General features: G+C 69.2%; 20 protein-coding genes and 2 tRNA genes. 9 read left to right on the top strand and 13 right to left on the bottom strand.

Annotated features, from left to right (window positions below; genetic code table 11):
* Positions 1 to 37: 37 nt before the first annotated feature.
* Positions 38 to 110: transfer RNA gene (locus ACZ5SK_RS09660), tRNA-Ala, on the bottom strand.
* Positions 111 to 291: 181 nt separating this feature from the next.
* Here ACZ5SK_RS09660 and ACZ5SK_RS09655 point away from each other — a divergent pair.
* Together ACZ5SK_RS09655 and ACZ5SK_RS09650 are read left to right on the top strand one after the other, a co-directional pair.
* Positions 292 to 840: a helix-turn-helix domain-containing protein gene (locus ACZ5SK_RS09655; protein WP_457494618.1), complete on the top strand. Its 549-nt coding sequence runs from the start codon at positions 292 to 294 to the stop codon at positions 838 to 840.
* Between the two features lie 176 nt (positions 841 to 1,016).
* Positions 1,017 to 2,663 (top strand): serine/threonine-protein kinase, encoded by a 1,647-nt coding sequence (locus ACZ5SK_RS09650; RefSeq protein WP_334578684.1) that lies wholly within the window; start codon positions 1,017 to 1,019, stop codon positions 2,661 to 2,663.
* On the opposite strand, the gene ACZ5SK_RS09645 is transcribed toward ACZ5SK_RS09650, so the two are convergent.
* Together ACZ5SK_RS09645 and ACZ5SK_RS09640 are read right to left on the bottom strand one after the other, a co-directional pair.
* Positions 2,627 to 3,967 carry a hypothetical protein gene (locus tag ACZ5SK_RS09645; protein ID WP_334578683.1) on the bottom strand — a complete coding sequence of 447 codons (1,341 nt, stop codon included), beginning with the start codon at positions 3,965 to 3,967 and terminating at the stop codon, positions 2,627 to 2,629. The two genes, ACZ5SK_RS09650 and ACZ5SK_RS09645, sit on opposite strands and share 37 nt — an antisense overlap.
* A 251-nt stretch (positions 3,968 to 4,218) precedes the next feature.
* Positions 4,219 to 4,347: a DLW-39 family protein gene (locus tag ACZ5SK_RS09640; protein WP_003999697.1), complete on the bottom strand. Its 129-nt coding sequence runs from the start codon at positions 4,345 to 4,347 to the stop codon at positions 4,219 to 4,221.
* A gap of 359 nt (positions 4,348 to 4,706) precedes the next feature.
* On the opposite strand from ACZ5SK_RS09640, the gene ACZ5SK_RS09635 reads away from it, so the two are divergent.
* A complete protein-coding gene (locus ACZ5SK_RS09635) occupies positions 4,707 to 5,081 on the top strand; it encodes a DUF6344 domain-containing protein (RefSeq protein WP_334578682.1) in 375 nt (124 codons plus the stop codon).
* A gap of 218 nt (positions 5,082 to 5,299) precedes the next feature.
* Here the strand turns inward: ACZ5SK_RS09635 and ACZ5SK_RS09630 are convergent, their stop codons facing one another.
* The 10 genes from ACZ5SK_RS09630 to dnaA form a co-directional block, all read right to left on the bottom strand.
* The gene (locus tag ACZ5SK_RS09630) at positions 5,300 to 5,653 is read right to left on the bottom strand and encodes a VOC family protein (protein ID WP_079661157.1); all 354 of its coding nucleotides are present in this window, start codon (positions 5,651 to 5,653) and stop codon (positions 5,300 to 5,302) included.
* Between the two features lie 120 nt (positions 5,654 to 5,773).
* Positions 5,774 to 5,850 (bottom strand) — tRNA-Ile (locus ACZ5SK_RS09625).
* A gap of 124 nt (positions 5,851 to 5,974) precedes the next feature.
* Positions 5,975 to 6,769: a DUF3566 domain-containing protein gene (locus tag ACZ5SK_RS09620; RefSeq protein WP_334578681.1), complete on the bottom strand. Its 795-nt coding sequence runs from the start codon at positions 6,767 to 6,769 to the stop codon at positions 5,975 to 5,977.
* A gap of 19 nt (positions 6,770 to 6,788) precedes the next feature.
* Complete coding sequence (gene gyrA / locus ACZ5SK_RS09615; RefSeq protein WP_468575680.1) at positions 6,789 to 9,383, bottom strand: DNA gyrase subunit A; 2,595 nt, start codon at positions 9,381 to 9,383, stop codon at positions 6,789 to 6,791.
* Positions 9,384 to 9,425: 42 nt separating this feature from the next.
* The gene (gyrB, locus tag ACZ5SK_RS09610; RefSeq protein WP_334578679.1) at positions 9,426 to 11,486 is read right to left on the bottom strand and encodes a DNA topoisomerase (ATP-hydrolyzing) subunit B; all 2,061 of its coding nucleotides are present in this window, start codon (positions 11,484 to 11,486) and stop codon (positions 9,426 to 9,428) included.
* A 397-nt stretch (positions 11,487 to 11,883) separates the two neighbouring features.
* Positions 11,884 to 12,420 carry a DciA family protein gene (locus ACZ5SK_RS09605; RefSeq protein WP_334578678.1) on the bottom strand — a complete coding sequence of 179 codons (537 nt, stop codon included), beginning with the start codon at positions 12,418 to 12,420 and terminating at the stop codon, positions 11,884 to 11,886.
* Positions 12,417 to 13,538: a DNA replication/repair protein RecF gene (recF, locus tag ACZ5SK_RS09600; RefSeq protein ID WP_334578677.1), complete on the bottom strand. Its 1,122-nt coding sequence runs from the start codon at positions 13,536 to 13,538 to the stop codon at positions 12,417 to 12,419. Before recF ends, ACZ5SK_RS09605 begins: the two co-directional genes overlap by 4 nt.
* A gap of 52 nt (positions 13,539 to 13,590) precedes the next feature.
* Positions 13,591 to 14,466 (bottom strand): phosphogluconate dehydrogenase (NAD(+)-dependent, decarboxylating), encoded by an 876-nt coding sequence (gene gnd, locus ACZ5SK_RS09595; protein WP_334578676.1) that lies wholly within the window; start codon positions 14,464 to 14,466, stop codon positions 13,591 to 13,593.
* Between the two features lie 215 nt (positions 14,467 to 14,681).
* Positions 14,682 to 15,812: a DNA polymerase III subunit beta gene (gene dnaN, locus ACZ5SK_RS09590; RefSeq protein ID WP_079661164.1), complete on the bottom strand. Its 1,131-nt coding sequence runs from the start codon at positions 15,810 to 15,812 to the stop codon at positions 14,682 to 14,684.
* Positions 15,813 to 16,736: 924 nt separating this feature from the next.
* Positions 16,737 to 18,719 carry a chromosomal replication initiator protein DnaA gene (dnaA, locus tag ACZ5SK_RS09585; protein ID WP_468417770.1) on the bottom strand — a complete coding sequence of 661 codons (1,983 nt, stop codon included), beginning with the start codon at positions 18,717 to 18,719 and terminating at the stop codon, positions 16,737 to 16,739.
* 377 nt (positions 18,720 to 19,096) lie between these two features.
* On the opposite strand from dnaA, the gene rpmH reads away from it, so the two are divergent.
* The 6 genes from rpmH to rsmG all read left to right on the top strand — a co-directional run bounded on the left by rpmH (position 19,097) and on the right by rsmG (position 22,620).
* A complete protein-coding gene (gene rpmH, locus ACZ5SK_RS09580; protein ID WP_005482975.1) occupies positions 19,097 to 19,234 on the top strand; it encodes a 50S ribosomal protein L34 in 138 nt (45 codons plus the stop codon).
* Between the two features lie 21 nt (positions 19,235 to 19,255).
* Positions 19,256 to 19,627: a ribonuclease P protein component gene (rnpA, locus tag ACZ5SK_RS09575; protein ID WP_079661167.1), complete on the top strand. Its 372-nt coding sequence runs from the start codon at positions 19,256 to 19,258 to the stop codon at positions 19,625 to 19,627.
* Entirely contained in the window at positions 19,624 to 19,977 is a 354-nt protein-coding gene (gene yidD / locus ACZ5SK_RS09570) for a membrane protein insertion efficiency factor YidD (protein ID WP_334578674.1), read from the top strand. Before rnpA ends, yidD begins: the two co-directional genes overlap by 4 nt.
* A 3-nt stretch (positions 19,978 to 19,980) precedes the next feature.
* Positions 19,981 to 21,258 carry a membrane protein insertase YidC gene (yidC, locus tag ACZ5SK_RS09565; protein WP_334578673.1) on the top strand — a complete coding sequence of 426 codons (1,278 nt, stop codon included), beginning with the start codon at positions 19,981 to 19,983 and terminating at the stop codon, positions 21,256 to 21,258.
* 15 nt (positions 21,259 to 21,273) lie between these two features.
* Complete coding sequence (locus ACZ5SK_RS09560) at positions 21,274 to 21,786, top strand: Jag family protein (RefSeq protein ID WP_334578672.1); 513 nt, start codon at positions 21,274 to 21,276, stop codon at positions 21,784 to 21,786.
* 117 nt (positions 21,787 to 21,903) lie between these two features.
* Positions 21,904 to 22,620 (top strand): 16S rRNA (guanine(527)-N(7))-methyltransferase RsmG, encoded by a 717-nt coding sequence (gene rsmG, locus ACZ5SK_RS09555; RefSeq protein ID WP_334578671.1) that lies wholly within the window; start codon positions 21,904 to 21,906, stop codon positions 22,618 to 22,620.
* The last annotated feature ends 141 nt before the right edge of the window (positions 22,621 to 22,761 follow it).

The raw sequence follows: 22,761 nt of genomic DNA, 5'->3' as shown, positions 1-22,761 counted from the left end.
CCGTCTGCGTTTCCGCAGGTGGGAGGGGTCTTGTGCGTGGAGCCTAGGGGAGTCGAACCCCTGACATCTGCCATGCAAAGACAGCGCTCTACCAACTGAGCTAAGGCCCCGGAAGGGGACGTCCGGCCGGAACAACCTCGCACCGGCGGGCGCCGCAGACCAGAGTACCGGGTCACCCGGGGTATCTCGCAAAAAGATTGGGGTCCCCGCGGATGACCACTCTCCGTAAGATGCTCGGACGTGGTTCGCTACAGCGAACCGCGGTTTCTGGGGAAGCGATGGGGAGACGCAATGGACGCCGCACAGCAGGAAGCGACCGCGAGAGCGCGGGAACTGCAGCGGAACTGGTACGGGGAGCCGCTGGGGGCGCTCTTCCGTAAGCTCATCGACGATCTTGGCCTCAACCAGGCTCGTCTCGCGGGGGTACTGGGACTGTCGGCGCCGATGCTGTCGCAGCTGATGAGCGGTCAGCGGGCGAAGATCGGCAACCCGGCGGTGGTGCAGCGGGTGCAGCTGCTCCAGGAGTTGGCGGCGCAGGTCGCGGACGGCAGCGTCAGCGCCGCCGAGGCGACCGAGCGCATGGACGAGATCAAGCAGTCGCAGGGGGGCTCGGTGCTCAGCAACACCACGCAGACGACAAGCAGTTCGGGGGCTCCCACGGTCAAGCGGGTCGTCCGCGAGATCCAGTCCCTGCTGCGCTCGGTGGCCGCCGCCGGCGACATCATCGACGCCGCCGACACCCTCGCCCCGACCCACCCGGAACTGGCAGAGTTCCTCCGGGTGTACGGTGCCGGCCGGACCTCCGACGCGGTCACGCACTACCAGTCCCACCAGAGCTGAGCCGGCGGCCCGGTCGCCGAAGGGGGTTCGGCAACCGGGCGGTCGGCAGCTCGGCGGGTTGGCAGTTCGGGGGGGCACAACGCAGCGAGGACACGGGGGTCGTATCGCTCGTCACGGGGGTAGCAAGGGGGGAACCGAGGGGACCCGGGGACCAGGGGGAGGAGCGAGGCACTGCCATGGGTGAGGTCTTCGCCGGACGGTACGAACTGGCCGACCCGATCGGACGCGGAGGGGTCGGCGCGGTCTGGCGCGCCTGGGACCATCGCCGCCGCCGCTACGTGGCCGCCAAGGTGCTCCAGCAGAGCGACGCACACGCGCTGCTGCGCTTCGTGCGCGAGCAGGCGCTGCGGATCGACCACCCCCATGTGCTCGCGCCCGCCAGCTGGGCCGCCGACGACGACAAGGTCCTGTTCACCATGGACCTCGTCGGCGGCGGTTCACTGGTCCACCTCGTCGGCGACTACGGCCCCCTCCCCCCGGGCTTCGTGTGCACCCTGCTCGACCAGCTGCTCTCCGGGCTCACCGCGGTCCACGCGGAAGGCGTCGTGCACCGCGACATCAAACCCGCCAACATCCTGCTGGAAGCCACCGGAACCGCCCGGCCCCGGCTGCGGCTGTCCGACTTCGGCATCGCGATGCGGCTGGGCGAACCCCGCCTGACCGAGACCAACCTCGTGGTGGGGACGCCCGGTTACCTCGCGCCCGAGCAGATGATGGGCGCCGACCCGGACTTCCCGGCCGACCTCTTCGCCGTCGGCCTGGTCGCCCTGTATCTGCTGGAAGGCGCGAAGCCGGACGCCAAGGCACTCATCCAGTACTTCGCGGAACACGGCACGCCGGGCGCTCCGAAGAGCGTGCCGGAGCCGCTGTGGCAGGTCGTCGCCACCCTGCTCCAGCCGGACCCGCAGGCACGCTTCCGTACGGCGACGGGGGCGCGCAAGGCGCTCGCGGCCGCCGTCGAACTCCTGCCCGAGCCCGGCCCGGACGACGAGATGATCGAGATCTTCGACCAACTCGGCCCGCTGCCCAAGGGGTTCGGTGCCGACGGCCCGTCCGTACCGAGGCCGCGAGCCGGAGGCGGAGCCGGTACCGGCTCCGGAATCGGAACCGGCTCCGTGCCCACCCGCCCGAACACCCCTCCCGCCCCCACCCATCCGGGCACCGGCTCGCTGCCCTCCCGTCCGCACCCGGCTCCCGATCCGGCCCCTGCGGGCAGCGGATCGTTTCCCTCGGGGTCGTATCCCTCCGGCCCGACAAGAGCGGCCGATCCGGCCCACCCGGGCAGCGGCGGCCTGCCCTCCCGGACGGACGGGACTTCCACGCCCTCGGTCGCCGCGTCGCACTCCGTATCCGGCTCAGGCTCCGTACCCCTGCCGCCCGCGCCACTGCACGCCCCGGACTCCGCGCCGACTCCCACCCCCGCGCCGGCACCAGCGCCCGCGCCCGCTCACGTCCCCTCGATGTCGGACACCGGAAGCTTCCACCTGCCGCCGCCGCAGTCCCCCACTCCGTACCCGCAGGCCTCTTCCGCGCCTGCGTACGAGTCCCCGTACGAGTCCCCCGAGCCATACCCACCGCACGAGTCCACGTTCGTGTTGCCCTCCCGTGGGCCGCGCGCCGAGGTGTCCACAGCCTCGTACACCGCCCAGGACCCGCAGGTTCCGCTCCCCGTCGCGCAGGCGGTCGCGCCGCGGGGCGGTCGACGCGGTCATCGCGCCGCCCGCCGGGGGCGTCCCGGGCCGCCCGCGAAGGTCGCGGTGCCGCTGCTGCTCCTCGCGCTGGTCTGCTACGCCGTGGGATTCTGGGCGCTGGCCCGCGTCTGAGCGGCGGCCCTGCGCCGGGCGGTCAGCGTCCACACCCCCAGCACCGTCAGCAGCGCGCTCCCGGTGCCGAGGCCGCCCACGGCGACCGCCCGCATCACGGGGTCACCGCCCGACGCACCACCCCTCGACGCGCCGCCGCCCGCCAAGGGTTCCTGGTCCGGCGCGCCGACGTCGAAGAACCCGCGCGGCACCGACTGCGCCGAGTACCCCGGACCGGCCTGCGTGCTGCCGCCCACCCGGACGCGCAGGGTGAGCCCGTAGGGCCCCTCGCCGAAACGTTGCGCCACCTGCGAGGCCAGATGCACCACGAGGTAGTACGAGCCGGCGAACCGCAGCGAGTTCGTCGGATCGGTGGGCGCGTACCGGTTCACGTACCGGACCGGCGGCACAGGCGGCAGCGAAGCCGACTTCTGGGTGCCGCCGAAGCCGACGCTCGCGTCCTTCACCTCGGCTCGCACCGGGTTGTAGAGGGTCAGGTCCAGGGCGTCGACCACATACCCCGAGTCCGTGTCCGCACTGCCCAGGTCGACGGCCGCGGACACCTGCCGGCCCCAGTCGACGGGCACCTTGTAGAAGAGGGTCTGCCCGGGGACGATCTCGTCGCTCCACACGCCCGGCTCCACAGCGGTCGCCCTGGCGAAACCGGCCCCGCCCCGCACCGCCACCGGCTCGGCGACGGGCGGCGTGGGCGTCGCGGAGTCCCACTGCTCGGGCACGCTCGTCGAGACCGCCTTGCGCACGGGTGCCTCGGAGAAGGCCGCGAGCTCCAGCTCCCAGGGGTCCTCGACACCGGTGCCGGTACTGGTGCCGGTGCGCTCGACGACGACGTAGTACGTACCGGGCTTCTGGCACACCCCTCTGCCGGGCACGAGTTCGCGCGCGCCCCACGCCGTGATCGGCTGCGGGCTCTTGGACGCGCCCACGCCGGCCGAGTCGTTGGAACATCGGAGGCCGTCGGCGTCCTGCACGGAGACGCTGATCCCGTCGCCGACGGACAGGACGGCTCCCGCGCGCGGGATCGCCGTCACGGAGACGTACACGTTCGACGCACCGTCGAGTTCGAGCCGGTAGTAGGCCTTCACCCGCTTCTCCCGGTCCTGGCTCTGGTTCGGGCCCTGGCCCTGGCTCTGGCCCTTGAGGGAGCTTCGGTACGTCGCACCGGGGTCCAGGCGTACGGCGTCGCTGGTGCCCGTCGCCGCGGGGGCGCTGCGGACGTCGTCCGCGAAGGCATACGACGGAACGCCCGGCGCGGCGACGGCGACCCCGGGCAGCGCCACCGACGACGCGCAGAGCACCGCTCCCACGGCAGTGATCCGCGCGACGGACCACCGCACAGCCGCCCCACGCCTCGCAAGCCCCGCACGCCGGGCCATCGATCCCGCCCCCTCGCCTTAGACCGAACGTGGCCCATCCTGCCCCGACCGCGCGCGCGTCACCCGCGCATCCGGCACGAGCGTCCGAAAAGCCCGCTTCTAACCGCGGTCCCGGGAACGCGCAACACAAAACCCCGACCGCGAGCGGCGGCCGGGGTTTGCTCAGTCTTCGGTATCGATACTCACGAACCCGTGGGCACGGAGTCAGTCGCCTCCGTCCACAGATCCTGCTCGGCGCGATCCGCCTGGATCTGGCGGTACACGAGGAGCCCGCCGATGGCGGCCAGTGCGACCAGGAGAAGCTTCTTCACCGCGCGACCTCGTCTTTCCTTGACGTAGGGGACCTCTGGCGCCCGACTATACACACCGGCCGATACCGATCGGTGACCTACGCCCGCCGCTCAACTCCCGCCCTCGGCAGCGCAGTAGAAGCGGATCGCATCACTCCGATCGGAGGGTGATCACACCTCCACAGAAGGTGAGATTCGCCCCCACTCACACCGCTTACTCACCTTTCTTCGCCTCTCCTCCCGCTTTATGGCCTCTTGCGTCCATACGAGTGGTGTTCATCGGAACAACGCCACGCCGCGAGCGTCGGTCCACCACTTCGCGGCCTCCATACACATCATGAGGAAAGTACGCAAATCGCCCAACCCGAAAGTGAGGGGCCATGACCGAGAACCGGGTCATGAAGCTGTGGACCACGATCGTCACCGCCTTCCTCGCGCTGTGCACGGCGCTCGGACTCATCACGACGACCGCCGCGACGGCGTCGGCCCGGACCGAGCCGACGCGCAGCAGCGAGAGCGACGCCACCGCGCGCACCACGGCCTGGCCGACGATCTCGACCCCCCGGGTCTGGCCCCAAGCCCGCTCCCTGCCCCCCACGATGAAACAGCGCATCCGCGCCGAGGCGCACGGCAAGTCCCCCAGCTGCCGCCACCGCGGCCTCCCGGACACGGACCCGGCCGAGCACACCACAACCACCTGCGCCCCCGCGGACCCGGCCGAACCAGCAGAACCGGCCATCCCCCTCCAGCGCTGAGCACCCCCCACCCCCGACGTAACGGCGAACTTGCGTACAGCCCGCACGGACCAGGCCCGGCAGCTCCCCCAGGAGCCACCGGGCCTTCGCCGTGCGTCGTCGTCGGCCTCAGTGGCGGGTGAGCAACCGCAGGTCTTCGGTCAGGGCGCCCCGCCTCGCGTCCCCCGGACACGCCGAAGGCCCCCGGCCATGGCCGGTCGGGGGCCTTCGCGGGGTTCTCACTGACGCCTTTGGCCAAGGACACAGAACTCGTTGCCCTCGGGGTCTGCCATGACGACCCATGACTGCTCACCCTGGCCGATGTCGACACGCTTCGCGCCATGAGCCTCCAGGCGGGCCACCTCGGCGGCCTGGTCATCGGGCCTGAAGTCGAGATGCAGCCGGCTCTTCGCCGTCCGGCCCTCGTCGACCCGCACGAACTCCAACCCTGGCAGACGATCGGGCTCCGCGCGGATCTCGAACTCGTCATCGGAGGTGTGGACCACCACCCAACCAAGAGCCGTGGCCCACCACTGCCCCAGGGCCGCCGGATCCACCGAGTGAACGATTACCTGTTCCCATTCCAAGGTCATCCGGGGAGTCTAGGCACGCCCGCCATGCGCGGGGAGCGCAGCTTTGGCAAACCGCAGCCGTGGCAAACCGCAGCCACAGACGCCAAAACCCCCGGACCAAAGGTCCGGGGGTCTTCTGGCTGGTGGGGCTAACAGGATTTGAACCTGTGGCCTCATCCTTATCAGGGATGCGCTCTAACCAACTGAGCTATAGCCCCGCCGCGCTCTGCGGTGTGTGTCCCGCGCGCTGACTCCTGAAGATTAGCGCACGACGTGGGCAGTCCCAAAATCGATAGTCGCGGGGCCCTCGGGGGAGGTTTGAAACCGCTGCGACGACAAAGCTCACTCGTCTTCGGCGAGCGTCAGCTCGACGCCGCCGACGAAGCCGGCGGAGAGGTTGTAGATGAACGCGCCGAGCGTCGCGAGGGCCGTCGCGAGGACGACGTCGATGACCGCGATGATCGACGTGAACATCAGGACGTGGGGGAGCGACAGGAACGCCTGGAGGTCGAAGCCGTTCGACTCGTTCGAGCCGGTCGCCTCCGCGATCGTGCCGCCGACCGACGAGAACACGCCCATCGCGTCCATGACCATCCACAGCACGGCGGCCGCGACGATCGTGCAGATGCCGAGCGCGATGGAGAGCAGGAAGCTGACCTTCATCACCGACCACGGGTCGGCCTTCGACACCCGCAGCCGCGCCTTGCGCACGCGGGGCGTGGTGCGGACGCCGGTCCGCGGGCGCCGTACGGCGCCGGCCGGCGCCGGGGGCGCCTGCGTCGGGTAGGCCTGCGGCGGGTGGTAGGGCCCGGCGGGCTGCTGCGGCTGCCGTTCCCCGGGCAGCGGCGAGCCTTCGGCAGGCTGTTTGGCCTGCGCGCCTCGGGTGTCCGTCACGGTTCCCCCCTGGGATCCCTTTGATCCTTGCGTGTCGGGCGAGGACGACGGCGAGGGCGAGTCAGCCACGGGCGCCTTGATGGCCTTCAGCTGGGTCGTGTGGGTGTCCGCCGGACGCCCGTCACCGCCCCCGGCGCCCCGCGCGTCGGTCGTACGCGCCTCCCCCGCCGGCGCGGCGGAGCCACGGCCGCCGCCGTTCTTGTCCGTACCGGCAGACGTACCGGCGCCCGTGGCTCCGCTCACGATGACTCACTCCTCGTACCTACTCGGCCGAGGGCGACTCACCCTCGTCCGTGCCGGTGGTCGTGGCTGCCTCGGCGGACTCGTCCACGGCGTCCTCGCCGTCGACCTCTTCCGCCTCGCGCCCCGCCTCGGCGTTACGTGCGATGCCGACGACGGCATCGCGCTTGCCCAGGTTGATCAGTTGGACGCCCATGGTGTCACGGCCCGTCTCCCTGACCTCGTTGACTCGCGTACGAATCACACCGCCGGACAGCGTGATGGCGAGGATCTCGTCGGTCTCCTCGACCACCAGCGCGCCGACGAGAGAACCACGGTCCTCGACGATCTTGGCGGCCTTGATACCGAGGCCGCCGCGACCCTGGACGCGGTACTCGTCGACAGCGGTCCGCTTCGCGTACCCGCCGTCTGTGGCAGTGAACACGAACGTACCGGGTCGAACAACATTCATCGAGAGCAGCTGGTCGCCCTCACGGAAGCTCATGCCCTTGACGCCCGAGGTGGCACGGCCCATGGGGCGCAGCGCCTCGTCCGTGGCGGTGAACCTGATCGACTGCGCCTTCTTGCTGATCAGAAGCAGATCATCCTCGGCCGAGACGAGTTCGGCTCCGATCAGTTCGTCGTCCGAACCGTCCTCCGTCTCACGGAGGTTGATCGCGATGACACCACCGGCACGCGGCGAATCGTAATCCTTCAGAGGCGTCTTCTTCACCAGACCGCCCTTGGTGGCCAGGACCAGGTACGGCGCCGCCTCGTAGTCGCGGATCGCGAGGATCTCGGCGATCGCCTCGTCCGGCTGGAAGGCCAGCAGGTTGGCGACGTGCTGTCCACGCGCGTCACGCCCGGCGTCGGGCAGCTCGTACGCCTTCGCCCGGTAGACGCGGCCCTTGTTGGTGAAGAACAGCAGCCAGTGGTGCGTGGTGGAGACGAAGAAGTGGTCGACGATGTCGTCTTCCTTCAGCTTCGCGCCCCGTACGCCCTTGCCGCCGCGCTTCTGGGAGCGGTAGTCGTCCGTCTTCGTGCGCTTGACGTAGCCCCCGCGCGAGATGGTGACGACGATGTCCTCCTCGGCGATCAGGTCCTCGATGGACATGTCACCGTCGTAGGGCACCAGCATCGTCTTGCGGTCGTCGCCGTACTTCTCGACGATCGCGGCGAGTTCCTCGCTCACGATGCCGCGCTGGCGGACCGGGGAGGCGAGGATCGCGTTGTACTCGGTGATCTTCGCCTGGAGTTCGTCGTGCTCCTGGACGATCTTCTGGCGCTCCAGGGCGGCGAGGCGGCGCAGCTGCATCTCGAGGATGGCGTTGGCCTGGATCTCGTCGATCTCCAGGAGGCTCATCAAGCCCCCGCGCGCGATGTCGACGGTGTCGCTGCGCCGGATCAGCGCGATGACCTCGTCGATGGCGTCCAGGGCCTTCAGCAGGCCGCGCAGGATGTGCGCCCGCTCCTCGGCCTTGCGCAGCCTGAAGCGCGTACGGCGGACGACGACCTCGATCTGGTGCGTCACCCAGTGGCGGATGAACGCGTCGAGCGAGAGCGTGCGCGGGACGCCGTCGACCAGCGCCAGCATGTTGGCGCCGAAGTTCGTCTGCAGGTCCGTGTGCTTGTACAGGTTGTTCAGGACGACCTTGGCGACCGCGTCCCGCTTCAGGACGATCACCAGCCGCTGGCCGGTGCGCGAGGACGTCTCGTCGCGGACGTCCGCGATGCCGCCGATCTTGCCGTCCTTGACCAGGTCGGCGATCTTCTGCGCGAGGTTGTCGGGGTTGACCTGGTAGGGCAGCTCCGTGACCACCAGGCACTGGCGGTTCTGGATCTCCTCGACCTCGACGACTGCCCGCATGGTGATCGAGCCGCGGCCCGTTCGGTACGCCTCCTCGATGCCCTTACGGCCCACCACCAGGGCGCCGGTCGGGAAGTCGGGGCCCTTGATGCGCTCGATCAGCGCGTCCAGGAGCTCCTCGTGCGAGGCCTCCGGGTTCTCCAGGTACCACTGGGCGCCCGAGGCGACCTCGCGCAGGTTGTGCGAGGGGATGTTGGTCGCCATGCCGACCGCGATACCGGCCGAGCCGTTGATCAGCAGGTTGGGGAAGCGGGCCGGCAGGACGGTCGGCTCCTGGGAGCGGCCGTCGTAGTTGTCCGTGAAGTCGACGGTCTCCTCGTCGATGTCACGGACCATCTCCATCGACAGCGGCGCCATCTTGCACTCGGTGTAGCGCATGGCGGCCGCCGGGTCGTTGCCCGGAGAGCCGAAGTTGCCGTTGGAGTCCACCAGCGGCATCCGCATCGACCACGGCTGCGCGAGGCGGACCAGCGCGTCGTAAATCGAGGAGTCGCCGTGCGGGTGGTAGTTGCCCATGACGTCGCCGACGACGCGGGCGCACTTGTAGAAGCCGCGCTCGGGGCGGTAGCCGCCGTCGTACATCGCGTACAGGACGCGGCGGTGGACGGGCTTGAGGCCGTCGCGGACGTCGGGCAGCGCGCGGGAGACGATGACGGACATCGCGTAGTCGAGGTACGAGCGCTGCATCTCCGTCTCGAGCCCGACGGGCTCGATGCGCATGGCGATGTCGCCGCCCTCTTCAGGGGTGACGGGAGTGTTCTCGTCGGTCATTGCTGGTGGGGATCCTTCCTGGTGCGGTCAGCTGAGACCGACTCAGATGTCGAGGAAGCGGACGTCCTTGGCGTTGCGCTGGATGAAGGCACGGCGCGCCTCGACGTCCTCGCCCATGAGGACCGAGAACAGGTCGTCGGCCTGGGCGGCGTCGTCGAGGGTGACCTGGCCGAGGACGCGGTGCTCCTGGTCCATCGTGGTGATGCGCAGCTCCTCGGCGTTCATCTCGCCGAGGCCCTTGAAGCGCTGGATGGAGTCCTCGCGCACCCGCTTGCCGCGCTGGCGGCCCATCTCGATCAGCGCGTCGCGCTCACGGTCGGAGTACGCGTACTCGATGTCGTCCCGGCCCCACTTGATCTTGTAGAGCGGGGGACGGGAGAGGTACACGTGCCCGGCCTCGACCAGCGGCCGCATGAAGCGGAACAGGAAGGTCAGCAGCAGGGTGCTGATGTGCTGGCCGTCGACGTCGGCGTCCGCCATCAGGATGATCTTGTGATAGCGGAGCTTCTCGATGTCGAAGTCCTCGTGGACCCCGGTGCCGAACGCGGAGATCAGCGCCTGGATCTCCTGGTTCTGCAGGATCTTGTCGATCCGCGCCTTCTCGACGTTGAGGATCTTGCCGCGGATCGGGAGGATCGCCTGGTACTGCGGGTTGCGGCCGGACTTGGCCGAGCCGCCGGCGGAGTCACCCTCGACGATGAAGATCTCGCACTTGGTGGGGTCGTTGGACTGGCAGTCGGAGAGCTTGCCCGGCAGGGACGCGGACTCCAGCAGACCCTTGCGGCGGGTCAGGTCGCGGGCCTTGCGGGCCGCCACGCGCGCGGTGGCCGCCTGGATGCCCTTGCGGACGATGTCCGCCGCCTCGACCGGGTTGCGGTCCAGCCAGTCGTTGAGGTGCTCGTAGACCGCCTTCTGGACGAAGGTCTTCGCCTCCGTGTTGCCCAGCTTGGTCTTGGTCTGGCCCTCGAACTGCGGCTCGCTCAGCTTCACCGAGATGATCGCCGTCAGACCCTCGCGGATGTCGTCGCCCGTGAGGTTGTCGTCCTTCTCGCGCAGCAGCTTCTTGTCGCGCGCGTACTTGTTGACGAGGTTCGTCAGCGCCGCGCGGAAGCCCTCCTCGTGCGTACCGCCCTCATGCGTGTGGATGATGTTGGCGAAGGAGTAGACGCCCTCGCTGTAACCGCTGTTCCACTGCATGGCGACCTCGAGGGACAGGCTCTTGTCCTTGTCCTCCGCCTCCAGGTCGATGACGGTGGGGTGCACCGCGTCTCCCTTGCGGGAGTTGAGGTACTTCACGAAGTCGACGATGCCGCCCTCGTAGTGGTACGTGACGGTCTTGACCTCGTCCTTCTCGTCCGCACCCGCCTCGTCCGCGCCGGCGGTGGCCTTCGCCGACTCGCGCTCGTCAGTGAGTTTGATCGTCAAACCCTTGTTGAGGAACGCCATTTCCTGGAAGCGCCGCGAGAGCGTCTCGAAGGAGTACTCGGTGGTCTCGAAGATGTCCGCGTCGGCCCAGAAGGTGACCGAGGTGCCGGTCTGCTCGATGGCCTCGTGCTTGGCGAGCGGCGCCGTGGGGACGCCCATCTTGTAGTCCTGCGTCCAGCGGTGGCCGTCCGTCTTCACCTCGACGGAGACCTTGCTCGACAGCGCGTTCACCACCGAGACGCCGACGCCGTGCAGACCGCCGGAGACCGCGTAGCCGCCGCCGCCGAACTTGCCGCCCGCGTGCAGCACGGTCAGCACGACCTCGAGGGCCGGCTTGCCCTCGGAGGCGACGATGCCCACCGGGATGCCTCGGCCGTTGTCGGTGACCCGCACGCCGCCGTCGGCCAGGATCGTCACGTCGATGGTGTCCGCGTGGCCGGCCAGCGCCTCGTCGACCGAGTTGTCGACGACCTCGTACACGAGGTGGTGCAGACCGCGCTCACCGGTGGAGCCGATGTACATACCGGGTCGCTTGCGGACCGCGTCCAGACCCTCGAGGACGGTAATGGCGCTGGCGTCGTAGGAGGCGGTGACCTCGTGGCTCGAGGTGCTTGCCTCGCTGTTCGCGCCGGCGTCGGTGGACGGGATGTTCTCGTTGGGGTTGCCGGAATCGGCCACGAAGCGCCCTTTCTGGCACAGCACCAGCCAGGCTCGTCGGCAGGTTGCCGGAGCGGCTGCGGCATGTTGCGTTGGTCAGCCTTGATCAGCGTTGCTCAGCTTTTCCCGGGCGGTCCCCACGTTCGGGGCGGGATTGGCTTCAGTCTACCGGTAGCACCGACAGTGATGGGGGTTTGCCGGTACCTGAGTCCGCATGTGCCGCCCTCAACCGGTCTCTTCCGGGTCCCGATATGTGGATGGGGGCTCCAAGAGGCTCACGGAGGCACTCAGCGCTTCCGGGTGTCAACCCTTGGCTACTTGGGAGTCAGGTCCGAACGAGCCACCGCGGGCGGGCACTCACGACGAAGGCCGGGCGGTCGTCGCGGGACCGTCCCGGCCTTCGAACACGTGATGCACGTCACCCGTAGGTGTCGCCGGGGCCGGTGCTTCCAGGGGCCCTGAGGGGGCCGTAGCGGCGCGGGGGGCCACCGGGACCGAGCACCTTGATCAGCCGCACCGCGCCATGGCCCAGATCCTCGTTGAGGCGCGCGACCAGTGTCGGCGCGAGCAGCCTGAGGTTCGTCGCCCAGGCCGTGGAGTCGCAGCGCACGATCAGCACCCGCTCGTCCTCGTCGTAGCGCTCCGGCACGCAGTGCTTGGCCACGTCCTCGCCGACGATCTGCGGCCACCGGCCCATCACACCGCCCACCGCGGCCGGCGTCTCCCAGCCGCGCTCGGTGAGCAGCCGGTTGATCGCGGCGCCCAACGCCATCGGGTCACGGCCGTCGGCGCGCGCGCCGGAGCGCAGACCGCCCCCGCGCCGGGCCTGTTTCTTCTGCTGTGCCGCGTCCCCACGCGCGCGTGCCTGCTCGCGGGCCGCCCTGAGCGCCACGCGCGCGAGGTCGACGCCGGACGGCTCGGTCGCCTTCTTCGGGGCCGGCTCGTCGGCGGTCATACGCGCTCCACCGTCCCCTCGGACACCGTGTACCGCGCCCCGGCCAGCACATGCGGTACGTCGTCGTCGACGGCGGCCGTCACCAGCACCTGCTCGCCGGGCGCGACCAGTTCGGCCAGCCGCTCCCGCCGCCGGGCGTCCAGTTCGGCGAAGACGTCGTCCAGGACCAGCACCGGCTCGTTGCCCTCGGCCCGCAACAGGTCGTAGGAGGCCAGCCGCAGGGCGAGCGCGTAGGACCAGGACTCGCCGTGGGAGGCGTATCCCTTGGCGGGCATGGAGCCGAGTTTGAGAATCACATCGTCCCGATGAGGCCCCACGAGGGTGACGCCCCGCTCGATCTCCTGCTTGCGGACCTCCGCGAGCGCGGCCATCAGCTGCCCGTAGAGGTCCTCACGCGTGTGCGCCTCTCCCGGCGCCGACGGCTTGTACTCCAGGGCCACCGGACCGCCGCCCGGGGCCAGTTGCTCATACGCCTTGTCCGCCAGCGGCTGGAGCGCGGCCACCAGGTCGAGCCGCTGGGCGAACAACTCGGCGCCCACGCGCGCGAGGTGCTGATCCCACACGTCCAGGGTCGACAGGTCCATGGAGCGACCGCCGTGCCGCCGGGCGAGCGCGGCCGACTTCAGGAGCGTGTTGCGCTGCTTGAGCACCCGCTCGTAGTCGGAGCGCACGCCCGCCATGCGCGGGGAGCGCGCGGTGATCAGCTCGTCCAGGAAGCGGCGCCGCTCACCGGGATCGCCCTTGATCAGCGCGAGATCCTCGGGCGCGAACAGCACGGTCCGTACGATGCCCAGCACGTCACGGGGCCTGACCTGCGAGGACCTGTTGATGCGGGCGCGGTTGGCCTTGCCCGGGTTCAGCTCCAGCTCGACCAGCTGCTGCCGCTCGCCCTGCTTGACCTGCGCCCGGATGATCGCGCGGTCGGCGCCCATGCGGACCAGGGGCGCGTCCGAGGCGACCCGGTGGCTGCCCAGAGTGGCGAGATAGCCGACGGCCTCGACGAGGTTGGTCTTGCCCTGCCCGTTGGGGCCCACGAAGGCGGTGACGCCCGGGTCGAGCGGAACTTCGACCCGGGCGTACGAGCGGAAGTCGGCCAGCGACAGATGCGTGACGTGCATGGTCGTTCGCCGACCTCCCCCAGGGTTGTGGATCGCGGGGCGACCCTGTGGATTACTTCTTCTCGACGGCGTGGCCGCCGAACTGGTTGCGCAGCGCCGCGATCATCTTCATCTGCGGCGAGTCCTCCTGCCGGGACGCGAACCGCGCGAACAGCGAGGCCGTGATCGCCGGCAGCGGCACGGCGTGGTCGATCGCGGCCTCCACGGTCCAGCGGCCCTCGCCGGAGTCCTGTGCGAAGCCGCGCAGCCTGTCGAGGTGCTCGTCCTCGTCGAGGGCGTTGACGGCCAGGTCGAGCAGCCAGGAACGGATGACCGTGCCCTCCTGCCAGGACCGGAAGACCTCGCGCACATCCGTGACGGAGTCGACCTTCTCCAGCAGCTCCCAGCCCTCGGCGTAGGCCTGCATCATGGCGTACTCGATGCCGTTGTGGACCATCTTCGCGAAGTGGCCGGCGCCGACCTTGCCGGCGTGCACCGCGCCGAAGTCGCCCTCGGGCTTGAGCGCGTCGAAGACCGGCTGCACCTTGGCGACGTGCTCCTTGTCGCCGCCGTACATCAGCGCGTAGCCGTTCTCCAGGCCCCAGACGCCGCCGGAGACGCCGCAGTCGACGAAGCCTATGCCCTTGGCCGCCAGCTCCTCGGCGTGCTTCTCGTCGTCCGTCCAGCGGGAGTTGCCGCCGTCCACGACGACGTCACCCGGCTCCAGCAGGTCGGCAAGCTCGTCGACGGTCGACTGCGTGGCGGCGCCGGCCGGGACCATCACCCAGACCACGCGCGGGGCCGCGAGGCCGTCCACAAGCTCTTTGAGGCTGTGGACGTCCGCGAGGTCCGGGTTGCGGTCGTATCCGACGACGGTGTGGCCGGCGCGGCGGATCCGCTCGCGCATGTTGCCGCCCATCTTGCCGAGGCCGACGAGACCGAGCTCCATCAGTTGTTCCTTAGGTCGCTGTGTGGCATGTGGGGCACCTTCGTACCCGTGTCCGAGCCTAAACCCGGACGGCCACGCACACCTGTGGGCATACGCGCTCAGACGTGCTGCCCATCTCGCCGCTCACCTGCGGCTTCGTCCACAGACCGGGGACCCTTGGGCCACAGCCTGTGGACGACCTCCGACGCCGGGGGCGACGCCGGCGCGGGGGCCGGTCAGCCGCTGAGGCGCACGGGCATGATCAGGTACTTGTAGGCCTCGTCCGCCTCCGCGTCCAGCGCCGGCTTGCCGCTGAGCAGCGCGGGCTTCGTGGACGTCGTGAAGGACAGCTGGGCGACCGGCGAGTCGATGGCGCTCAGGCCGTCCAGCAGGAAGGTCGGGTTGAAGGCGATCGAGATGTCGTCGCCCTCCAGCTGGGCGTCGACGCGCTCCACAGCCTGTGCGTCGTCGCTGGAGCCGGCCTCCAGGATGAGCACGCCCTGCTCGAAGCTCAGCCGCACCGGGGTGTTGCGCTCGGCGACCAGGGCCACGCGCTTGACTGCCTCCACGAAGGGGGCGGTCTCGATCACGGCGACGGAGTTGAACTCGGTCGGGAACAGGGTGCGGTACTTCGGGAGGTCGCCCTCCAGGAGGCGGGTCGTCGTACGCCGGCCCGCGCCCTCGAAGCCGATCAGGCCCTCGCCCGAGCCGGAGCCGGACAGCGCCAGGATGACGCTGTCGCCGCTCGTGAGGGCCTTGGCGGTGTCCAGGAGCGTCTTGGCGGGCACCAGGGCGACCGCGGAGGCCTCCGGGTTCTCCGGCTTCCACAGGAACTCGCGGACCGCGAAGCGGTAGCGGTCGGTGGACGCCAGCGTGACCGTGTCGCCCTCGATCTCGATGCGCACACCGGTGAGGACGGGCAGCGTGTCGTCACGCCCGGCGGCGATGGCGACCTGGGCGGCCGCGGAGGCGAAGACCTCGCCGGGGACGGTGCCCGTCGCGTTCGGCATCTGCGGCAGGGACGGGTACTCCTCCACCGGCAGGGTGTGGAGGGTGAACCGCGAGGAGCCGCAGACCACCGTCGCCCGTACACCGTCTGTGGAGATCTCCACCGGGCGGTTGGGCAGGGCGCGGCAGATGTCCGCGAGCAGGCGGCCGGAGACGAGGACCGTGCCCTCCTCCTCGACCTCGGCCTCCACGGAGACCCGCGCGGAGACCTCGTAGTCGAAGCTCGACAGGCTCAGCTGGCCGTCCTCGGACTTCAGCAGCAGGCCGGCCAGGACAGGCGCCGGCGGGCGGGCCGGGAGGCTGCGCGCCGCCCAGGCCACGGCCTCCGCGAGTACGTCGCGTTCCACCCGGATCTTCACTCTTGCCGCCTCCTGCTGTTGCCGGCGCTTCTCGCCCTGCCTGGCCTTCGTCATCTGTCTCGGTGTGGTCGGTCCCGTCGAGGGGAAGGACCATCGGGGACCAGTCTGACGCACCGCACTGTCAGTCGGTGCCCCTCGGGGTCAAGTCGTGACGAGGGGCGGCCGGGCAGCGAAGAGCGAGTTGTGCACAGGCCCCGCTTCGAAACGGATTCCCAGCTCTCTCTAGTTGTCAGTAGTAGTAGGGCCTGTGGATACCGTGGATAACCCCGTTTTCGCAGCTCAGAGGCTGTTTTTTATCCACTGGCCCTGTGGGCGGAGGCGGTGGATAACCGGGGTCTTCTGTGGAGAACAGAAAGTTCTGCACACCCCATGCACAGGGAGGGGCGACTTGTCCCCAGCGCCGTCCCCAGCTTTACCCGTCTTTCCCACAGGCCAACCCGGCAACTTCGTGTGACGCCTTTCACTCGACCCGGTGAGGAGGCGCGTCGGGTTGCCGAACAGTGGACAGACATGTGGAGAAGCCGGAGATCGCTGGGGACAACCGGCCTCAGCCTGTGGGTTGCCGGTGGACAACTTCATGCACAGCCTGTGGATCATTTTTTTGTCCACAGCCTGTGGAGATCCTTCGTCCACGAATCCACAGCCTGTTGACCTGGCCCGATCGTCCCTCACCCGGGACGCCTGTGGATACAGTCTGGACAACTTCCCGGTCCCCAGGGTGTGGACGGGAAAAAGTCGCCGAATCTGTGGAGAGTGGCCGTAACCCGGCCAGTAATCGAACAACGAGTGAGCGGCGGACGACCTTCGTCGAGCCCCGTCCGGCGTCGCCGGCCCCCGCTCCCGGCCCCCGGAACGACGAAAAGCGCCCCCGGATGTCCTCCGGGGGCGCTCTCGGTGAGGCTCGCGACGCGTCCTCCGGCGCCGTCAGCCGTTCTTGATGCGGTTGGTCAGCTCGGTCACCTGGTTGTAGATGGAGCGCCGCTCGGCCATCAGATTGCGGATCTTGCGGTCAGCGTGCATGACCGTCGTGTGGTCACGGCCGCCGAACAGCGCGCCGATCTTCGGCAGCGACAGGTCCGTCAGCTCGCGGCACAGATACATGGCGATCTGCCGGGCCGTGACGAGCTGGCGGCCGCGCGAGCTGCCGCACAGGTCCTCGATGGTGAGGCCGAAGTAGTCGGCGGTCGCGCTCATGATGGCCGTCGAGGTGATCTCCGGCGTGGAGTCGTCACCGCCGGGGATCAGGTCCTTCAGGACGATCTCGGTCAGCCCCAGGTCCACCGGCTGCCGGTTGAGCGACGCGAACGCCGTCACCCGGATCAGCGCGCCCTCCAGCTCACGGATGTTGCGCGAGATCCGGGAGGCGATGAACTCCAGCACCTCCGGCGGGGCGTTCAGCTGCTCCTGGACCGCCTTCTTGCGCAGGATCGCGATCCGCGTCTCCAGCTCGGGCGGCTGGACGTCGGTGATCAGACCCCACTCGAAACGGTTCCTCAACCGGTCCTCCAGCGTCACCAGCTGCTTGGGCGGCCGGTCGCTGGACAGCACGATCTGCTTGTTGGCGTTGTGGAGCGTGTTGAAGGTGTGGAAGAACTCCTCCTGCGTCGACTCCTTGTCCGCGAGGAACTGGATGTCGTCGACGAGCAGGATGTCCATCTCGCGGTACCGCTTGCGGAAGCTGTCGCCCTTGCCGTCGCGGATGGAGTTGATGAACTCGTTGGTGAACTCCTCGGAGCTCACGTACCGCACGCGCGTGCCGGGATAGAGGCTTCGCGCGTAGTGCCCGATGGCGTGCAGCAGGTGCGTCTTGCCGAGGCCCGACTCCCCATAGATGAACAGGGGGTTGTAGGCCTTCGCGGGCGCCTCGGCGACGGCGACGGCGGCCGCGTGCGCGAACCGGTTGGAGGCGCCGATGACGAAGGTGTCGAAGAGGTACTTCGGGTTCAGCCGCGCGGTCGGCTCACCGGGCCCGGCCTTTGCCGAGGACTGCGCGCCCGACGGCCCGGGACCGCCCGAGCCGCCGCGGTGCGGATGCCCGGGACCGGCCTGCGGCTCGGGCAGCTCACGTCGGCCCGGCTCGCGCTGGTCGTAGTCGGAGCGTGACGCCTCGTACTCCGCACGCTTGTGTTCGTACGGCGACGGATCGTAGGGCGGCCGCTCCATCGACTGGGGGCGGTAGTCCTGCGACGGCGGGCCGTAGGAGTCCTGCGACGGGGAGCCGTACGGGTCCTGGGAGGCCGGCCCGCCGTACTGGTCCTGCGACGAAGGCGACGCGTACGGGTCGCGCTCCGGGAAACCGAGGCGCTGCTGCTGCCAGCTGTACTCGTCCTGCTGGGGCCGCGGCCATGCACCCGGCTCGGGGCGCTGGTACTCCGACGGGTACGCCGGCCGCGCGGTGGGCAGCGGGTCCGGGCGCGAGGGGAGCTGGTCGCCGGGCGTCGGCGGCAACTGCTCGGCGCGGTGCCGGCCGTAGCCCTCGTACGGGCTGTCGTACGTCTGGTCGTATCCGCCGTCGTAGCGGCCCTCCTGCTGTCCGTCCCGCTGTCCGTCGTACGGGCCGGACGGCAGCTCGGGCTCTTCGTAGCGCGGCTGCTGCTGGACAGGGGGTGCCGGCGGGGCCGGGGGCTCGCCGGCGGAGTCGTCGACGGTGATCGCGATACGGATCGGGCGGCCGCACTCGCGGCTCAGCGTCTCGCTGACGATCGGCGCGAGGCGCCCCTCGAGGACGCCCTTCGCGAATTCGTTCGGTACGGCGAGCAGGGCGGTGTCCGCGACCAGCGCGAGCGGCTGGCAGCGCCGGATCCAGTGCTCGTCCTTCACCTCGACACCCTGGCCCCGGCCCTCACCCAGGAGCTGTTCCAGTACTCGTGGCCACACTGCGGCAAGATCGGCAGGTACGTCAGCCACAGGGCACGCTCTCTCGTGGGTCCCACGAACGTGTGGTTGTGGGACGGCGGGGATTCATATCGGGCGGGGGCAGGGACAAAGGAACGAATCGGAGTTCAGCCAAGGTAGTCAGGGCGACGGCTGCGGTTCAAGTTGTTGTCCCCAGGCTGTGGATAGTGTCTCCCCGTGACTGCCGGTTTGACCGGATGGCGTAGCCGCGCGTACCGTAACCAGGTCGAGTTGTCGATGGCTGCTGCCGCCTGCCTCCGATGGGCACAGATCGCGTCAGGTGATCGGGAAGCGGTGCACTCGGGCGTTGACCGCGAGCTACCTCGTGGGCGCACGGTGACAGCCAGGACGGCACCCCGCCACCACCGATTGATTTCTGGAGCCCCCGAGTGAGCAAGCGCACCTTCCAGCCGAACAACCGCCGTCGCGCCAAGACCCACGGCTTCCGCCTGCGGATGCGTACCCGTGCCGGCCGCGCGATTCTCGCGAACCGCCGCAGCAAGGGTCGCGCGAGCCTGTCCGCCTGATCCTGATCAGGTCATGACGTCGTGCTGCCTACCGAGCATCGGCTGAGGCGGCGCGAGGACTTCGCGACCGCAGTACGACGGGGCCGTCGGGCCGGACGCCCGACTCTCGTCGTCCATCTTCGTAGCGGTGCCACGGACCCGCACGCGCCTGGGGAGAGCGCTCCCCCGACGCGTGCGGGTTTCGTCGTGAGCAAGGCCGTGGGAGGCGCAGTCGTACGCAACCAGGTGAAGCGCAGACTGCGTCACCTGATGCGCGACCGAGTCACTCTGTTCCCCCCCGGTAGCCTGGTAGTCGTACGGGCGCTGCCCGGGGCGGGCGACGCCGACCACGCACAGCTGGCCCAAGACCTGGATGCCGCCCTGCAACGGCTACTGGGAGGGGGCGCGCGATGAAGTACCCGCTACTGGCTCTGATCAAGCTCTACCAGTGGACGATCAGTCCGCTGCTCGGGCCGGTGTGCAAGTACTACCCGTCGTGTTCCCACTACGGCTACACGGCCATCGACCGGCACGGTGCGATCAAGGGAACGGCACTCACGGCCTGGCGCATCCTGCGGTGCAATCCGTGGTCGCTGGGTGGAGTGGATCATGTTCCGCCGCGTAAGCGCCCGCGGTGGCACGAAATGTTGCGTGACGCCTGGCGTGCACGCAGGGGCGGGACCTCCGCCGCCGAAACGGCCACCGAAGAGAACCTCGCTTCGGGCTCGGCCGCAGAGACACCGTCCCATGCCCAAGGAGCATGATTAGTGGACACGATTGCCAGCCTCTTCAGCTTCATCACGACACCTGTCTCCTGGGTCATCGTCCAGTTCCACAAGGTGTACGGCGCCGTCTTCGGCCCCGACACCGGGTGGGCCTGGGGCCTGTCCATCGTGTCTCTGGTGATCCTGATCCGTATCTGCCTGATCCCGCTCTTCGTGAAGCAGATCAAGTCGACGCGGGCCATGCAGACGCTCCAGCCCGAGATGAAGAAGATCCAGGAGCGCTACAAGAACGACAAACAGCGTCAGTCCGAAGAGATGATGAAGCTGTACAAGGAGACGGGCACCAACCCGCTCTCCTCGTGCCTTCCCATCCTGGCGCAGTCCCCGTTTTTCTTCGCCCTGTACCACGTGCTCAACGGCATCGCGACGGGCTCGACGATCGGCGTCATCAACGAGTCGCTGCTCGCCAGCGCCCGTAAGGCGCACATCTTCGGCGCCCCGCTGGCCGCGAAGTTCACCGACGGCTCGGCGAAGGTCGAGTCGCTCGGCGCCTCGCTGACGGACGTCCGCGTCGTCACCGCGATCATGATCGTGCTGATGTCGGCCTCGCAGTTCTTCACCCAGCGCCAGCTGATGACGAAGAACGTCGACACCTCGGTGAAGACGCCGTTCATGCAGCAGCAGAAGATGCTGATGTACGTCTTCCCGGTCATGTTCGCCGTCTTCGGCATCAACTTCCCCGTCGGCGTCCTCGTCTACTGGCTGACCACCAACGTGTGGACCATGGGCCAGCAGATGTACGTGATCCGCAACAACCCGACGCCGGGTTCCAAGGCTCAGGCCGCGTACCTGGAGCGCCTGTACAAGCACGTCACGCACCACGGCAAGACCCGCAGCCGCGGTGAGAGGGCCATCGTCAAGGCCATCGTGGCCAAGGGCCGCGACCGCAACGACGCCGAGCGCAAGTTCATCAACGCTCTGTCCAAGGTGGGCTTCGCAGCCCAGGCCGACGGCACCGTGATCAAGAGCGAGACCCAGGCAGCCGCCCAGGCCGAGGACGGCACGCCGACCAGCGCCGCCGCCAAGCGCCAGCAGCCCAAGCGGCAGTCGAAGTCCCAGCGTCAGTCCACAGCCCCCAAGGCGGCCGGCGAGACCACCCCGACCACCTCGCTGAGCAAGTCCGACGAGCCGGAGGACGCCAAGCCCTCCGGAGCCGCGAAACCGGCCGCTCCCAAGCCCGGCACCGGAGGCCGCAGCAAGGCCCAGTCCGGGCAGCGCAAGGGCGGCCCGCAGCGCCCCAAGTCCCCGTCCAAGAAGTAAGAAGGAGCCCATCCCGTGACGGAAGGCACCACCTCCGCCGCCGCCGAGGGTGCAGACACCCTGACCCGCCTGGAGCAGGAGGGCGAGATCGCGGCGGACTACCTCGAGGGTCTGCTGGACATCGCCGATCTCGACGGCGACATCGACATGGACGTCGAGGCCGACCGCGCCTCTGTGTCGATCATCAGCGACGCGGGCACCCGTGACCTGCACAAGCTGGTCGGCCGGGACGGCGAGGTGCTGGAGGCGCTGCAGGAGCTCACGCGCCTGGCCGTGCACCGGGAGACCGGCGACCGCAGCCGTCTGATGCTGGACATCGCGGGTTACCGCGCCAAGAAGCGCGCCGAGCTCTCCGAGCTGGGGGCCAAGGCCGCGGCCGACGCGAAGAACAGCGGTGAGCCGGTGAGGATGAAGCCGATGACGCCCTTCGAGCGCAAGGTCGTGCACGACGCGGTCAAGGCGGCCGGCCTGCGCAGTGAGTCCGAGGGCGAGGAGCCGCAGCGCTTCGTCGTCGTGCTGCCCAACTGATTCGGTACGTACGTATCCCCGGCCCCGTCTGTAGCGCAGACGGGGCCGGACTTGTCAGCCTGGTAGTTCTGGTGGTCGGCGCTCGAAGCGCTGATGCGGTACGGAAGGACGGTCCCCGTGACGGAGGCAGCGGAGCTCCCCCCTGCGCCCGAAGTGGCACGTGAGGTATTCGGCGATCGCTTCGGTGATGCGGTCCGGTACGCCGAGCTCCTGGCCGAGGCAGGTGTGCAGCGTGGGCTCATCGGCCCACGAGAGGTGCCCCGCCTGTGGGAGAGGCACATCCTGAACTGCGCGGTGCTCTCCGAGGTCGTGCCCGAGGGCGTGACCGTGTGCGACGTCGGATCGGGTGCCGGCCTCCCCGGCATTCCCCTGGCGCTCGTCCGGGAAGACCTGAAGATCACCCTTCTGGAGCCGCTTCTGCGACGCACCAACTTCCTCACCGAGGTCGTCGAGCTCCTCGGCCTCGACCATGTGACGGTGGAGCGGGGCCGTGCCGAGGAGGTCATGGGCAAGGTGCCGCCGGTGCATGTGGTGACCGCCCGTGCCGTGGCGCCCCTGGACCGACTGGCCGCCTGGGGCATCCCGCTGCTGCGTCCCTACGGCGAGATGCTCGCCCTCAAGGGCGACACCGCAGAGGAAGAGCTGAAGAGCGCATCCTCGGCACTGAACAAGCTCGGTGCCGTGAGCACCTCGATCCTGCAGGTCGGCGAGGGCGTCGTCGATCCGCTGTCCACGGTGGTGCGCGTCGAGGTCGGGGAAAGCCCGGGAGGGGTGCGATTCGCGGCCAAACGGGCCAAGGCGGCCCGCACGGGCCGTACGCGCCGACGCCGCTGAGACGTACTCCACACAAGCTGCCAAACCTGCGCATCACGGAGTGTCGCGAGGATCCGGCCGCGGGCGCTGTGCATCGTGTTTCACGTGAAACGTCGCTCCCTGCTCCACGGCATTATCAGTCGCGGCCGCGCCGCGGCCGAA

It is taken from the genome of Streptomyces sp. NPDC031474, from assembly GCF_055581185.1.
The sequence above is the reverse complement of the archived record's forward strand: the minus strand, read 5'-3'. Positions and strand labels throughout refer to the sequence as shown.

What these genes read in the sequence shown, in the direction of transcription:
- recF (WP_334578677.1), bottom strand. Translation starts at nt 13,538, where the DNA reads ATGCACGTCACGCATCTGTCGCTGGCCGACTTCCGCTCGTACGCCCGG.
- ACZ5SK_RS09635 (WP_334578682.1), top strand. Translation starts at nt 4,707, where the DNA reads ATGACCGAGAACCGGGTCATGAAGCTGTGGACCACGATCGTCACCGCC.
- ACZ5SK_RS09605 (WP_334578678.1), bottom strand. Translation starts at nt 12,420, where the DNA reads ATGACCGCCGACGAGCCGGCCCCGAAGAAGGCGACCGAGCCGTCCGGC.
- ACZ5SK_RS09650 (WP_334578684.1), top strand. Translation starts at nt 1,017, where the DNA reads ATGGGTGAGGTCTTCGCCGGACGGTACGAACTGGCCGACCCGATCGGA.
- gyrA (WP_468575680.1), bottom strand. Translation starts at nt 9,383, where the DNA reads ATGACCGACGAGAACACTCCCGTCACCCCTGAAGAGGGCGGCGACATC.
- ACZ5SK_RS09630 (WP_079661157.1), bottom strand. Translation starts at nt 5,653, where the DNA reads ATGACCTTGGAATGGGAACAGGTAATCGTTCACTCGGTGGATCCGGCG.
- gnd (WP_334578676.1), bottom strand. Translation starts at nt 14,466, where the DNA reads ATGGAGCTCGGTCTCGTCGGCCTCGGCAAGATGGGCGGCAACATGCGC.
- yidD (WP_334578674.1), top strand. Translation starts at nt 19,624, where the DNA reads ATGAAGTACCCGCTACTGGCTCTGATCAAGCTCTACCAGTGGACGATC.
- ACZ5SK_RS09655 (WP_457494618.1), top strand. Translation starts at nt 292, where the DNA reads ATGGACGCCGCACAGCAGGAAGCGACCGCGAGAGCGCGGGAACTGCAG.